Source organism: Acinetobacter sp. Tr-809, from assembly GCF_011753255.1.
Lineage (GTDB): Bacteria > Pseudomonadota > Gammaproteobacteria > Pseudomonadales > Moraxellaceae > Acinetobacter.
This window is the reverse complement of sequence record NZ_VWVZ01000002.1, coordinates 583,291-598,207: the sequence shown is the minus strand read 5'-3', so window position 1 is coordinate 598,207 and position 14,917 is coordinate 583,291. Positions and strand designations below refer to the sequence as shown.

Here is a 14,917-nt window from a genome sequence, read left to right as displayed (position 1 = left end):
AGACGTTTTACGGACTGCCCTTTTTTCTAAAATTTCCAAGCGATTTTAAAAAGGATTTGAAATGACAAAGCGTGTTCCTATTTCTTTTGAATTTTTCCCACCTAAAACAGATGCGGGCGCGGAAAAATTAAAACTTGTTCATCAAGAATTACAATTATTAAATCCAGAATTTTTCTCGATTACCTATGGTGCGGGTGGTTCGACACGTGAACGTACTTTAGCTGCGATTAGTGACTTTAACGGCAAAGGTACACCAGTTGCGCCTCACCTCTCATGTATTGGTGACGACAAAGCACGTATTGCTGAACTCTTAGATTTATATAAATCTCAAGGGATTGATCGTATTGTCGCTTTACGTGGCGATTTGCCTTCAGGTCAGGTCGGCCTAGGTGAGCTGCCTTATGCACAGGACTTAGTCCGCTTTATTCGTGAGCATTCAGGCGATCACTTCCACATTGAAGTTGCCGCATATCCTGAAATGCATCCTCAAGCTGAGACTTTTGATGGCGACATTCAGCGTTTTGTTGAAAAAGTAAATGCAGGCGCGAATGCAGGCATTACTCAATTTTTCTTCAATCCAGATGCTTATTTCTACTTTATTGAGCGCATTGCCAAAGCTGGCGTGAATATTCCAGTTGCACCAGGTATTATGCCGATCACCAATGCAAGCAACTTGATCCGCTTTGCAGATGGTACAGGTGCAGAAATTCCACGTTGGATCCGTAAGCAACTCGCAGCGTATGGCGATGACAGTGCAAGTATCAAAGCATTTGGTCACGAAGTGATTGTAAAACTTTGCGAACGCTTGATTGCTGGTGGTGCACCTACCCTACACTTTTATTCAATGAACCAAACCGAACCGACTCGACAACTGGTTGTCGATCTTGGTTTAAACTAATTTGTACGAGCACGACCCAAGCATGAATCGTTTTTATATCGAAACTGAATTAAACACTGGCAATACCATTGAATTAACTGAATCGGTATTTCACCATTGGGTCCGTGTACTGCGTGCAAAAGAGCAAGAACAAGCCATCTTTTTCAATGGAAAAGGTGGTGAATATGTCGTTACCCTGACAGAAATCAACAAGAAAAATGCCTTTGTTTCTGTAGACCAGTTTGATCCAGCCGATCGTACCGCACCATTCCGTGTTGTGTTGGGTCAGGTGATGAGTAAAGGTGATCGCATGGATTATGCGATTCAGAAAGCTACTGAATTGGGGGTGACGAGCATTCAACTGCTCACCAGTGAACGTTGTGAAATGCGTTTAAAGTACGATCGTGATCAGAAGAAAATAGATCATTGGCAATCAGTCGCCATAGCCGCTTGTGAGCAATGTGGCATGAACCGTGTTCCTCAAGTTTTGCCACCAATCAGCTTAACTGAATGGCTGAATTCCGAGTTACCACCTTCGCGTTTTGTACTGGCTCCAAACAAAGACCAAGACAATGTCTTACTCGACAGTTCACCAGACATTGCACTATTGATTGGTCCAGAAGGTGGCTTGAGTGAAGCTGAGATTCACTTGGCTAATCAACATCAATTTAAAAACTGGTGCATTGGTGATCGTGTTTTAAGAACTGAAACCGCTCCTGTCGTTGCCTTGTCGATTTTAAATTATCACTTCTCATTGAGCTAAGTACTTGGCATTGCTTTCTGTGATGTTTAGCGCTAATTTAAATTAAGCTCCGTCTGTTTACAAAAAAACAAAGACTGTGAATATAGATAAAAAATTAAAAGGATTATTCTTTGTATGTTAGGGGTTCAGGACAAAAATTTGCCACAGTTTATCTATACAGACCAAATTGATTATCCAAATCACGTACGTTTATTCGTCTTAAGCGTATTTTGTATTTGTCTGTTAGATTATGCGCTATTTGGTATTTTTTACTCTTTTGAATCCAACATTTTTACAACATGGATGAGTATCACCCTCATCCTTTTGTTCAGTTTTACCTGTATTTGTCATTTCTTATTAAAACGTTATTCCTCAGTTCGTTATAGCAACCAGACCAATATCATTTTCCAACTGATCTGTTTCTTTACTGGCTTGCTGATTGGGGTGAATACCATTGTCATCAATCATTATTTGTCAGTCGATATCCCGCATTTGATTGGGTCGCATGTGCTAACCCTCACGGCTTTATTGCTCACTGCTTCCCATATCATTGCACTGACGTTTTTAACCCAACATATTCGCTACTTTTTCTTATTTTTTATCCCAAGTATTGCCCCCTTAATCATCTCACAGCTTTTGCATCGAGACCACGACCATACCCTGTTCTATCTGGCTTATTATTCCTCATTTTTTGCCACCGTACTCTGCGCGCAAGTGACCTATAAAATTCATAAACGCTTGGCCTTGGTTTTAGATAAAAATAAACAACTGATTGACGTGGCTGAGCAGCATAACCAATGGACTGAAGAACTGTGTCAGCAACTACAACGCGAAGTAAATAAGTCCAAAGATATTGAAGCGCAACTACAATTCAACAACCACCTGTTGGAACAAAAAGTTCGTGAACGTACGTTTGATCTCACACAAATGAATGAAAGCTTAGAAGAGCATCGTCAAAACTTAAGCTTTGCTCACGAAACTGCTGGTATCCGCCCTTGGGACTGGAATCTTGAAAATCATACCGTTGGTGTGACCAATGCACATAGTCAGGCCGTTACCCGCCATTCTGAAAACCATTACACTCTGTTGCATAAAATCATTCATCCTGATGATATCGAACGAGTAAAAAATACCTTATATAATCATTTATGTGGTCAAACCAAACGTTACGAAGAAACATTTAGAATTAAACGCCATAATGGTGAATGGACTTGGATTCACGATGTTGGACAGGTAATTTTAAGAGATCCAAAAGATGACACCCCTTTACGCATGGTAGGTATCCATCGCGATATTAATCAGGAAAAGAAAGATCAAGAGCGCTTAAAACTTGCTGCCAGCGTATTTGAGCAAGCCTCTGAAGGTATTTTTATTTTAGATGAAAACTTTAACTATGTTGAAGTCAATCCTAAATATGAACAGCTGACAGGAATGGGTAAACAGGCCATCATCGATAAACAGTTATTTGAAATTACCAAGCAAAATAAGCAACATCATCATAATTTTCATTTATCGATTCTCGATACACTACGTGAAGAACAGGAATATGAAGGTGAATTTCAAGAAACCTATAGTTCTGAAAAATCTTGTTTTTTGTGGATTCATATCAATGCTGTGAAAGATGAGCAAGATCGTGTCATCAATTATATTGGGATTGTTTCAGATCAAACCGAACGTAAACATCAAGAGCAACGCCTCTCTTATCTGACCAATTACGATACGCTTACCGATCTACCCAACCGGTTTTATTATCAGCAGCAATTGCACCAGTATTTAGTCAATGAAGCATCGATCCAACATTTAGCTGTCATTCGTTTAAATATAGACCGTTTCCGTGCCCTGAATGAAATTATTAGCAATCAAGCGGGTAATGAGCTGCTGAAACAGGTCGCACAACGTCTGCGCATTAGTAATATTGATGCCTTATTGGTCGCACACTTAAGCGCTGATGATTTTGCGATTATCTATGAAATTTCGCCACTACATCCACCGATTCATCAACTGTGCAATAACATCGTTGAAGCCTTTAGCAAGCCATTTTACCTTGCAGATCAAGAATACTTCGTCAGTATTTCGATTGGTGTCGCTATATATCCAGAACATGGACGCCAAGTCGACAACTTAAATACTCATGCTGAACAGGCACTGACCGAGGCCAAACGCTTAGGTGGGAATACCATTCGCTACTATTCCAATGAAAGAGCAAATTTTGTTGCCAAATATACAGATTTAGAGCTCGATCTGAGAAAAGCCATTCAGAATAACGAGCTGGTTGTATACTATCAGCCCAAGATTAATGCGCATAATCATCAAATTAATGGTTTTGAAGCCCTAATCCGTTGGAAGCATCCAACCAAGGGGCTGATCATGCCAAGCATTTTCATTCCTTTAGCGGAAAGTACCAGCCTGATTTCTGATATTGGACAACTAGTTTTGCATGAAGCTGCAAAGCAACTGCAAACATGGCAAAAACTTGGTTTTCACAATATCAATATCGCAGTCAACATCGTGGCACAGCAAATTTTACGCGGCCAACTGTTGCATGATATTGATGCTGTATTAAATACTTACGAGATCTCAGGCAAAAATCTGGAATTGGAAATTACTGAATCTGCCTTTATCGAAAATACCGACAGTGTCAAAACGGTGTTGAATGCCATTAAAGAACGTCAGATTTCGATCGCACTGGATGACTTCGGTACAGGCTACTCTTCTCTTGCATACCTCACCGAATATCCAATTGACATTTTAAAAATTGATCGTGCTTTTATCTCGAAAATTGGTAATGCAAAACAAGATGCGATCGTTAATGCCATGATTGCCATGGGCAAAACCATTGGCTTAAAAGTTGTGGCTGAAGGTGTTGAGACAGAACAGCAATATGAGTATTTAAAACGACAAAATTGCGACATATTACAGGGTTACTTATTTTCACAACCGCTGACATCAACTCATGCAACAGAATACCTGCAAAAACAGAAGCAGCAGTCAACCGCAAGATATTCCATTTAAACGTGAATTTTAACCTTTTTTACTGTTTATTTTTCACTGAATAGCAACTGTCAATATGCATGTAGTTCAGTGAAAATAAGCTTTTTTGACTGTGCGAAAGCATGAACTAGTGCTATATTCTTGTGCACTTATCTTAATATCGTAATTAGACAGCTAGATGTCTGATTATTATCGGAACAAATGAGACTCAGATGGACGATCAATCTTTAAAACAAGCCGCTTTGTATTACCATGAATTTCCAACCCCAGGAAAAATCAGTGTGACACCTAGCAAGCAGCTCGTTAACCAACGAGATTTAGCGCTTGCCTACTCACCTGGTGTTGCTGCGCCATGTTTGGAAATCGAACGTGACCCTTCTGCCGCTGCAAAATACACAGCGCGCGGTAATCTGGTTGCCGTCGTGAGTAATGGTACAGCCGTGCTTGGTTTGGGAAATATTGGTCCACTCGCGTCTAAACCCGTGATGGAAGGTAAAGGCGTTCTGTTCAAAAAGTTCGCTGGTGTTGATGTATTTGATATCGAGATTGATGAAAATGATCCAGACAAGATCGTTGATATCGTTGCTGCACTAGAGCCGACTTTTGGTGGCATTAACTTAGAAGATATCAAAGCACCAGAATGTTTCTACATTGAGAAGAAACTTCGCGAACGTATGAAAATTCCTGTGTTCCATGATGACCAACATGGAACCAGTATTATCGTCGGTTCAGCATTGCTCAATGCCTTGCAACTGGTGAATAAAAAAATTGATGAAATTAAAATTGTAGCGTCTGGTGCAGGTGCAGCAGCACTTTCATGCTTAGACTTACTTTGTGCTTTAGGTGTCAATAAAGCCAATATCGTTGTTGCTGATTCTCGTGGTCTACTCACTACTTCACGTGAAGGATTGGATGAATCGAAAAAACGTTATGTGCAAGACATTCAAGCAACACAATTGCATGAAGTGATGGCTGGCGCAGACATGTTCTTGGGTCTTTCAGCAGCAGGTATCTTAACCAAAGAAATGGTTAAAGAAATGGCTGAAAATCCAATTATTTTTGCACTTGCAAACCCAGATCCTGAGATTTTACCTGAACATGCACACGAAGTTCGTCCAGATGCAATCATGGCAACAGGACGTTCAGACTATCCAAACCAAGTGAACAACGCTCTTTGCTTCCCTTACATCTTCCGTGGTGCATTGGATGTTGGTGCAACCACCATTAATGAAGAAATGAAGATTGCTTGTGTACATGCAATTGCACGCATGGCACATGTTGAAGCAGATGCTGCAACCTATGGAGAAAAATCAGCTTCATTTGGTCGCGATTACCTGATCCCTCGTCCACTTGATCAACGTTTGATTTTAGAAATCGCGCCTGCCGTAGCGAAAGCTGCAATGGACTCTGGCGTTGCGACTCGCCCAATCGAAGACTTCTCTGCATATCGTCAACGTCTTTCTGAGTTTGTTTATAACTCAGCATTCTTGATGAAACCGATCTTCTCACAAGCGAAAACAGATCCAAAACGTATCGCATATGCTGAAGGTGAAGATCAACGTGTATTACGTGCGGTTCAGATTGTGGTAGATGAAGGCTTAGCGAAACCAATTCTGATTGGTCGTACTGCCGTAATTGAAGACAATATCAGAAAGTTAGGTTTACGCTTGCAACATGGTGTGAACATTGAAATCGTCGATCAGGAGAAGAATCCTTCGTACGATGATTTTTGGAAAGAATACCATCAAATCATGCAACGCAAAGGTGTGACGGTTGAATATGCGCAACGTGAAGCACGTCGCCGTTCTACACTTATCGCGGCAATGTTGGTTAAATTTGGCAAAGCTGATGGTATGTTGTGTGGTACTTACTCAAGCTATGACATTCACTTAGATTTCGTCAAAAACGTCATTGGCTTAAAAGAAGGTCGCAGCACGTTCTTTACGCTAAATGCGTTGATGCTTGAAGATCGCAATTTATTTATTGCTGATACTTATGTAAATACCAATCCAACAGCGGCTCAACTGGCTGAAATGACCATTTTAGCGGCTGAAGAAGTGCGCCGTTTCGGTATTACACCACGCGTGGCTCTGCTTTCTCACTCAAGCTTCGGTAGCGACCAAACGGATGCAAGCGCTCAAAAAATGCGCGAAGTTTATCGTCTACTTTCAGAACAGGCACCTGAGTTAGAAGTAGAGGGTGAAATGCATGGTGATGCAGCATTAGATGAAAATATTCGTCATTTTGCATTCCCGAACTCACGCTTCAAAGGTTCAGCTAACTTGTTGATTATGCCGAACCTAGATTCAGCCAATATTTCATTCAATTTGTTAAAAGCAACTTCTGGTAATAATGTGACCATCGGTCCTATTTTATTGGGTGCTGCAAAACCTGTTCATATTCTTACACCTACAGCGACAACTCGTCGTTTGGTGAATATGACAGCATTAACGGTTGCAGAAATTCAGCAAGGTCAAAACTAAGTTCACTCAAGCCCTGCTTTTATTGAAAAGCTTCGCTTAACGCTTGAGAAAACCTCTATTCTGTAGCATGATTGTGTGAAGAATAGAGGTTTTTTCATGCAAGTTTATTTAGTAGGCGGTGCAGTTCGAGATCATTTACTCGGCCATCCCTATCACGAAAAAGATTATGTGGTGGTTGGAGCAACGCCCGAGCAACTATTGGCTGAAGGTTATCAACCTGTTGGTAAAGATTTTCCTGTATTTTTACATCCAAAAACAAAAGAAGAGTACGCACTTGCTCGTACAGAACGTAAATCTGGTGTTGGTTATCACGGTTTTCAGTTTTTTACCGATACCACAGTGAAATTAGAAGAAGATCTGATTCGTCGTGATTTGACCATTAATGCAATGGCGATGGATGATGCAGGTACCGTTTATGACCCCTATGGTGGGCAACAAGATTTAGATCAAAAAATTCTACGCCATGTATCTGATGCATTTACCGAAGACCCTCTACGCGTACTCCGTGTAGCTCGTTTTGCAGCTCGTTATGCAAGCTACGGCTTTAAAATAGCAGATGAAACACTACAATTAATGCAAAAAATTGCCCAATCAGGTGAGCTTGATGCATTAACTCCTGAACGCGTCTGGAAAGAGACCTCTCGTGCATTGCTAGAAGATCATGCAGATGTTTACTTTGAAACACTTAAAGAATGTGATGCCTTAAAAATCTTATTTCCTGAGATTGATGCACTATTTGGTGTACCACAACGCCCTGAATATCATCCTGAGATTGATTGTGGTATTCACACCCTCATGGCACTCAAACAAGCCTGTTTAGCTAAATATGCGCTTGATGTGCGTTTTGCTGTGCTTGTGCATGATCTTGGCAAGGCACTCACCCCTGTAGATGAACTGCCACGCCATATCATGCATGAAGAACGTGGTATAAAGCCTGTGACAGATCTCTGTGATCGTTTAAAAGTACCTACACATTTAAAAAGTCTGGCATTGATCGTTTGCAAAGAGCATTTAAAATGCCATCAAGTGAAAAATCTAAAACCTGGCACTCTATGGCGCCTTTTGCAACGCTTAGATGTACTTCGCCGTCCAGAAAAGGTACAAGCCTTTGTACAAGCTTGTGAGTGTGATGCTAAAGGTCGTTTAGGCTTAGAGCAACGCCCATATCCACAAGCACAATTCATGTTAGATGCAATGCAAATTGTCAGAAATATTCGTGCACAGGATTTACCTGAACATGTGACTGGTCCTGAAATTGGTGAAATGCTGATTCAGTATCGAATTGAGGCACTTGCTAAATTTAAGGATCTGCACAATAACTGATTAATTTTTAAGTAAATTAAGTATTTTTTGTACAGATTTTCTTATCTATGCACCAAAAAGATTATTAATCAAGCAAACGATTAATTTTATTTACTATTATTGTTGACGCATCTGCTTTTCATGCCTAAAATGCGCATCAGATTCTCCAATAGCTCAGTCGGTAGAGCGACGGACTGTTAATCCGCAGGTCCCTGGTTCGAGCCCAGGTTGGAGAGCCAATCTACTAATCTCCCATAGCTCAGTCGGTAGAGCGACGGACTGTTAATCCGCAGGTCCCTGGTTCGAGCCCAGGTGGGAGAGCCAAGATTCTAAAAAGCCCTGATCATTGATCGGGGCTTTTTTTATACGTACAAATTAATATTTAGTTTGATCGAAATACTATTGTTACCACCCTTGACTCCAACCCACGAAAGAAATCATTCTTCTCAGCATTCGTTAAACTACTTACAATTGTTGAATGACGAACCGCTTGTCTCGTAGATAGATCAAAGATTCTATTCCCACTACTCTGAAGAACCTGAATAGAATCAATTGCGTTATTTCTTGATATATTAAATCTCACTATATTACTTAAATTTGCACTACCAGTAGGAACTTCCCATAAACCCATTATTTCTTTATGAACTTTCTCTTCTATTGATTTACTTCTATCACTTTCTGTTAAAGCTGAATCATCCACCTGATTATCATTAATATAAAATTCGAAGGGTTGCTCGACTCTAACAGGATAATATTTACCATTTAATTGATACGGATAAAGACTAGATTTCTTAATTTCAGCCACCACCAAAGCATCTAACTCAACAATACCACTACTTTTCTTAATTTTTGATGCAACGACTTCCCCTTTCTCATTTACATATATCAAAATATTCAGATCCCTATCTTTACCTTGTAACAAAGAAGGATTAACTAATATTTTCGGTATTGTTTTCCATTTTAAGACATGACGATCAATATTAATAAATTCAATGCTCTTAGCATGAATACCCTCTGCCCAAAAGCACAATAATACAACTACTATTTTTGATAAAAATCTCATTTATAATTCTCAATGTTGTTATTTTTATATCCCCAATTCACTATCTCATTACGATGAGATAGTGACCTGTGCTGGCACACCACTATGAAAGCGAAACGTATCATCTGGACTTAAGATCAGATTTTTTTCCACTTCACGAATATGCTCAATGCGTTGCTGGATAGTTTCTTCTGGATCTTTGAGTTTCGCTGTTTTTGCAACATCCAACGCTAAAGCCAGATAGTCCTCAAAATGACGAGATTCAGACTTAAGCAAGTAGCGGTAGTAGCGCCCCAGCTCATCGTCCACAATCGGTGCCAGCGCATAAAAACGTTCACACGAGCGTGCTTCGACAAATGCACCAATAATCATCACATCAATCAGAGCCTCAGGCTCATAGGTACGGATTTCTTTACGTAACCCACCCGCGTAGCGCCCTGCACTCAAACCCTTCCACTCTTGGCCGCGTTTGTTCATGAACTCCAAAACCTGCTCATAATGCAGCATTTCTTCACGTACCAATTGCGCCAATTTCACTTGCAGGTCCGTAAAGAAACTATAGCGAAACATTAAGTTCATGGCGGTACTCGCCGCTTTTTTCTCACAGTTGGCATGATCTTGCATTAAGATGTCCAGATTATTAATGGCTTCATCCAACCATGCCTGAGGAGTCGTACAACCTAAAAACTCGATTACAGGTTGCATTAACTCATCATAATTTACGCTACTCATCAACTTATCTCGCAGCAGCCTGAATTGCTGCTTTCATATCTGTTACTGCTTGAGCCAAACCCACGAATACGCTATCGGCAATAATTGAATGCCCGATGTTTAATTCATGAATTTGTGGAATTGCTGCAATCGCTGCAACATTATCTAGATTCAAACCATGCCCAGCGTTCACAACCAAACCTTTTGCCGCGGCATATTCAGCACCTTTGATAATACGGGCTAATTCAGCTTGCTGTTGCGCATCAGTTTCAGCATCAGCATATGCACCTGTATGAATCTCAATCGTTGGTGCACCACACGCCACCGCTGCATCAATTTGGGCTAAATCTGCATCAATAAACAGAGATACATCACTGCCAATTGCTTTCAGCGCTTCAGTAGCAGCTTTGACTTTTTCAAAATGCCCAACCACATCCAATCCACCTTCCGTGGTCACTTCTTGACGACGCTCAGGTACAAAACAAACATGCTGAGGTTGAATCTCTTTAGCAAACGCAACCATTTCATCAGTTACCGCCAATTCCAAATTCATTCGTGTTTTCAACAATGGACGCATACGACGCACATCATCATCTTGTATATGGCGGCGATCTTCACGCAAATGTAAAGTAATCCCCTCTGCACCCGCTTGTTCACAGACCAAAGCAGCCTGAACTGGATCAGGGTAAGTTGTACCACGTGCTTGTCTTAACGTTGCAACATGATCAATGTTTACACCTAAGATTGCAGCCATAAAAATATCCTATTGTTTATCTTTTCTATTTGCACCATTAATGCATCGAGAAGATCAAGTTTTCGTATTTTGAATCCAGAGTTGACGGCTTTTCAGCGGTCGATCACCCAGCAAAGAGCTAATCATTTGACGGTATAGTTTACCTAATAATTGCAACTGTTCGGGAGAAAAATCCTGTCCATCTTCATAACCGTTCATTGAGCCAATTAGCGTGCCTGAAAGAGTTGAACGTGAGGCTTGCGTGACTGGTAAAAAACCATCATTCAGCTGAAACAAATAATGCTGAAGTGCTTGAACTTCTTGTTGATTAGCGTCAATTGAAAAGTCAATTGCATAACCCAGCTCTTGCAATAAAGCATGTTCAAATTGACGTAAAATTTGTCTCAGAAATAATGCCGCTTGCTCATGTGAGGCGAGTTGTTGCAATTGTAATAATATCAATTGATATTTTTCAAAGGTTTGCGGCATGGCTTCTTCTAATGGACATAAGCGCAATAGAATTTCATTCAAATAAAAACCAGCAAAAAAAGCATCCCCATGAAAAAACACAGGTTGATTCAGAATTTCGAGTTTAGTGAAATTTTTCAGTTCTGATTTGCCTGTCGCTTGTAGACGAATTGGCTGATATTGAGGTGGTGGGATTTGTCTTAAAATCCCATCCACTCGACCATATTCTTGTGTATATAAATGCACAATATGGCTTTTCTCGCGATATTTACGATGATGAATCAAATAGCCATGTAGGACTTCATTACGCATCATAGAACGATACTAGTCCTTCTTTTTCTCATCCTTTTCATCATCATCGCCATCAGGAATGACTGCACCAACAACCGCAGCCGTTCCTTTAACAACACCTTTGGTGGTCTTATAAGCAACTTTCACAGGTACAGTCACGAGCTTATGAATACAGCCCTGCAACATAAAAACACACGTCACAATTGCGAGTACACGGATTGTTGTTTTCATACCTCTATCCATATTGCAAGACAGTTAAATATCGCTATAGCCCAAGCTTTTCAATGCACGCTCATCATCAGACCAACCACCTTTGACTTTCACCCAAAGTGTTAGCATGATTTTTTGCTCAAACATTTTTTCCATGTCTGCACGTGCATCCATACCAATACTTTTCAGCTTCGCACCTTTGTCACCAATCACAATGGCCTTTTGACCTTGGCGCTCCACAAAAATCGTTGCATCAATATAAGTACAAGGTGGCTTTAAGCGACCTGTTTTTTCATTTACAGTTGCTTCTTCTGTTTTAAATGATTCAATCTGAACAGTTAAATCATACGGAAGCTCTTCACCCAACTGACGCATGATTTTCTCACGAATGATTTCACTCGCAAGGAAACGCTCAGAACGATCGGTTATCTGATCTAATGAATATAAAGGTGGTTGATACGGCAAATATTTTTCAATCGTGTCACGCAAATGATCTAGGTTTGCACCGCGCAATGCTGAAACTGGAACAATTTCAGCAAAATTCATTAACTTGGCACGCTCTCGAATCAGCGGTAAAGCTTCATTTTTATTTTCAAAAGTATCTAGTTTATTGATCACTAGGATCACAGGCATATCTGCATTTTTAAGTTTTTCCAAAACCAATTCATCGTTTTGAGTCCACTTTTGTGCATCAACCACAAATAAAACTAGATTCACATCACGCAATGCTGAATGTGCAGCACGGTTCATCATCTTATTGATGGCGCGTACTTCTTTTTTATGCATCCCAGGGGTATCTACGAATACAGCCTGCGATTTCTCACGCGAATCAATCCCCACGATCTTATGACGTGTGGTTTGTGGCTTACGTGAAGTAATCGATAGTTTTTGACCCAAGATATGGTTCATCAAAGTTGACTTGCCCACGTTTGGACGGCCAACGATTGCAACAAAACCGCTTTTGAAATCTGAAGGAATTGTGGTTCCTTGAGAACTAAAAAATTGATCAACTACATTATTGCCATCTTGCTGTTCAGTTGCTTCTGGCTTATTTTCTTCTGAATGAGACATCAGGTTATTGCTCCAATAATTTTAAAATCTCTGCCGCTGCCGTTTGTTCGGCAAAACGACGACTTGAGCCCTCGCCTATAATTTTTGGCAATCCCGCTACATCACATTCCACTTTGAAATGTTGATTCGGGGCATCACCCTGAATATCTACAACCTCGTAAACTGGGAGAGGTTTTTTACGTGCTTGTAAATACTCTTGCAAACGTGATTTCGGGTCTTTCAGTTGATCTGTCGGTTCGATATGATCAAGATATGGTTCATACCATTTTAACACAATGCGCTCTAGCAAGTTGAGATCATTACTGTCTAAATAAATAGCACCAATGATTGCTTCAACGGTATCAGCCAAAATCGATTCACGGTGATGTCCACCAGATTTTAACTCGCCTGTGCTTAAAATTAATGACCGACTCAATTGCAAGTCATTTGCAATTTTCCCCAATGCTTCCTGTCGAACCAACGTCGCACGCATACGTGTTAAGCGACCTTCATTTTCCAGGGGATAGGCATTGTATAAATAATTTGCAACGATCATCCCTAATAATGCATCGCCTAGAAATTCTAGGCGTTCATAATTATGTTTATGGCTGACCGAGCGATGGGTCAAAGCCAGTTTTAACAATTCAAACTGTTTAAACTGGTGACCTATTCGCCCTTGCAGCCGTGTATCATTGAGCTTGTTTTGCAGATTTTTGGTCAAAAGTCTTCTCAAAGGTCATCACTAAACTGATATTCAGCATGAAAGGCTTACGGATTTCATACTTCTTCATCACCACAAGATCGTCTTTATAAGTCACTTGCGCAATATCTTTAAAATGTAGATCACGAATCCCGTTCATATCAAAACGTTGATCCATCTGAGAATTAAACTTACTCGGTGTAATATTTGCAGGACTATCTTTTAATAGCCCCTCAATCTGAGTATTAATCAGTTTGTCATCCCAGTACGCTGGCCAAATCGCAATTGCTGCTTTCACAGCAACTGCAAATAAAACCACCCCAAATAAAATTGCAATATACGAAGTCCCTTGTTGAGATTTACGCATCTGTCTATTTCCTATATATTTTTATTAGTCAATCTTACCATTTCGGTTGAAACTTGGAAGATTAAAACCAGGTTCTTTATGCATCCATACATAAAAAGCACGACCTGTTAGATTCGCTTCAGGTACAAAGCCCCAAAAACGACTATCTGCACTTTGATCACGGTTATCACCCATTGCGAAGTATTGTCCCTGAGGTACAGTTACTTCCCAATCTTTTCCATTGCTTTGGATAAACACATCATTTTCTTTAGCAACAAAAGGAACCAAGGCCTCAGCACCTCTTAGCTGTGCGAACTGGAATTGCTCAGCAAGTGGGTTACGTCCCTCTAAGTAGCGGATTAAATGTTGGTGTTCACCCAAAGTTTCTTTGAAATAAAGTGCTGTAGGCGTATCCTGCTGGTCTTTAGCACGTGCAAATTGTGTTGCAACTTTTGCAATCTGTTTACCATTTATAATCAACTCACCATTTTTAAATTGAATATGATCACCTGGTAAACCCACTACACGCTTAATATAGCTAATCGTTGGTTGTGGTGGATAGCGGAATACAATTACTTCGCCACGTTTCGGTTCGCCAACATTAATTACTTTTGAATTTACAATCGGTAAACGCACGCCATAATCAAATTTATTCACCAGAATAAAATCACCCGTTTCTAAGGTAGGTACCATAGAGTCCGACGGAATATTAAATGGCTCATACAAGAAAGAACGTAGTACAAGTACAACAGCTAACACTGGCCAGAAATCATATGCCCATGTGATAGCAAAATTTTCCTGATTACGCCCACGTGTTGCACGCTGTTTCAATACCAACTTATCCAGTAACCACACCAAAAAGAAAATCAGTGTTGCTGGTACCAGAATCAAGTTAAAATCAAAATCCACAAACCCTCTCTTGCAGTGTAACTGCTCGTATTTTGACTGGGTAAAACAAACGTTTCCCCAGC

General features: G+C 40.4%; 14 protein-coding genes and 2 tRNA genes. 7 read left to right on the top strand and 9 right to left on the bottom strand.

All coding sequences use genetic code 11. The features are described 5' to 3' along the window. Positions 1-61: 61 nt before the first annotated feature. From metF to F3J02_RS06795, 7 genes are all read left to right on the top strand, one after another. On the top strand, positions 62-898 hold the full coding sequence (gene metF / locus F3J02_RS06825) for a methylenetetrahydrofolate reductase [NAD(P)H] (RefSeq protein ID WP_167248281.1): 837 nt from the start codon (positions 62-64) through the stop codon (positions 896-898). 22 nt (positions 899-920) lie between these two features. After that, positions 921-1,640 carry a 16S rRNA (uracil(1498)-N(3))-methyltransferase gene (locus F3J02_RS06820; protein WP_167248280.1) on the top strand — a complete coding sequence of 240 codons (720 nt, stop codon included), beginning with the start codon at positions 921-923 and terminating at the stop codon, positions 1,638-1,640. A gap of 114 nt (positions 1,641-1,754) precedes the next feature. Further along, the gene (locus F3J02_RS06815) at positions 1,755-4,631 is read left to right on the top strand and encodes an EAL domain-containing protein (protein WP_167248279.1); all 2,877 of its coding nucleotides are present in this window, start codon (positions 1,755-1,757) and stop codon (positions 4,629-4,631) included. A gap of 191 nt (positions 4,632-4,822) precedes the next feature. Next, positions 4,823-7,093 carry an NADP-dependent malic enzyme gene (locus tag F3J02_RS06810; RefSeq protein WP_167248278.1) on the top strand — a complete coding sequence of 757 codons (2,271 nt, stop codon included), beginning with the start codon at positions 4,823-4,825 and terminating at the stop codon, positions 7,091-7,093. Positions 7,094-7,189: 96 nt separating this feature from the next. After that, positions 7,190-8,416, top strand: coding sequence for a multifunctional CCA addition/repair protein (locus tag F3J02_RS06805; protein ID WP_167248277.1), 1,227 nt, complete (start codon positions 7,190-7,192; stop codon positions 8,414-8,416). 142 nt (positions 8,417-8,558) lie between these two features. Then, a tRNA-Asn gene (locus F3J02_RS06800) sits at positions 8,559-8,634 on the top strand. A gap of 9 nt (positions 8,635-8,643) precedes the next feature. Then, positions 8,644-8,719 (top strand) — tRNA-Asn (locus F3J02_RS06795). 58 nt (positions 8,720-8,777) lie between these two features. Here F3J02_RS06795 and F3J02_RS06790 read toward each other — a convergent pair. Genes F3J02_RS06790 through lepB form a run of 9 tightly spaced genes read right to left on the bottom strand, consistent with a single transcriptional unit; the run spans position 8,778 to position 14,855 of the window. Continuing rightward, positions 8,778-9,458 carry a TonB C-terminal domain-containing protein gene (locus F3J02_RS06790; RefSeq protein ID WP_167248276.1) on the bottom strand — a complete coding sequence of 227 codons (681 nt, stop codon included), beginning with the start codon at positions 9,456-9,458 and terminating at the stop codon, positions 8,778-8,780. Positions 9,459-9,506: 48 nt separating this feature from the next. Beyond that, entirely contained in the window at positions 9,507-10,169 is a 663-nt protein-coding gene (locus F3J02_RS06785) for a tRNA-(ms[2]io[6]A)-hydroxylase (protein ID WP_167248275.1), read from the bottom strand. A 4-nt stretch (positions 10,170-10,173) separates the two neighbouring features. Further along, the gene (pdxJ, locus tag F3J02_RS06780) at positions 10,174-10,902 is read right to left on the bottom strand and encodes a pyridoxine 5'-phosphate synthase (protein ID WP_167248274.1); all 729 of its coding nucleotides are present in this window, start codon (positions 10,900-10,902) and stop codon (positions 10,174-10,176) included. A gap of 54 nt (positions 10,903-10,956) precedes the next feature. Beyond that, positions 10,957-11,664: a DNA repair protein RecO gene (gene recO / locus F3J02_RS06775; protein ID WP_167248273.1), complete on the bottom strand. Its 708-nt coding sequence runs from the start codon at positions 11,662-11,664 to the stop codon at positions 10,957-10,959. Between the two features lie 9 nt (positions 11,665-11,673). Next, the gene (locus F3J02_RS06770; protein WP_167248272.1) at positions 11,674-11,871 is read right to left on the bottom strand and encodes an NF038104 family lipoprotein; all 198 of its coding nucleotides are present in this window, start codon (positions 11,869-11,871) and stop codon (positions 11,674-11,676) included. Positions 11,872-11,895: 24 nt separating this feature from the next. After that, positions 11,896-12,921: a GTPase Era gene (era, locus tag F3J02_RS06765; RefSeq protein ID WP_167248271.1), complete on the bottom strand. Its 1,026-nt coding sequence runs from the start codon at positions 12,919-12,921 to the stop codon at positions 11,896-11,898. 4 nt (positions 12,922-12,925) lie between these two features. Further along, the gene (gene rnc / locus F3J02_RS06760) at positions 12,926-13,621 is read right to left on the bottom strand and encodes a ribonuclease III (protein ID WP_167248270.1); all 696 of its coding nucleotides are present in this window, start codon (positions 13,619-13,621) and stop codon (positions 12,926-12,928) included. Further along, entirely contained in the window at positions 13,590-13,967 is a 378-nt protein-coding gene (locus F3J02_RS06755; protein WP_167248269.1) for a DUF4845 domain-containing protein, read from the bottom strand. The genes rnc and F3J02_RS06755 overlap by 32 nt, the downstream gene beginning before the upstream one ends. A gap of 24 nt (positions 13,968-13,991) precedes the next feature. After that, positions 13,992-14,855, bottom strand: a complete 864-nt coding sequence (lepB, locus tag F3J02_RS06750) for a signal peptidase I (RefSeq protein ID WP_167248268.1) — start codon at positions 14,853-14,855, stop codon at positions 13,992-13,994. Between the last annotated feature and the right edge of the window lie 62 nt (positions 14,856-14,917).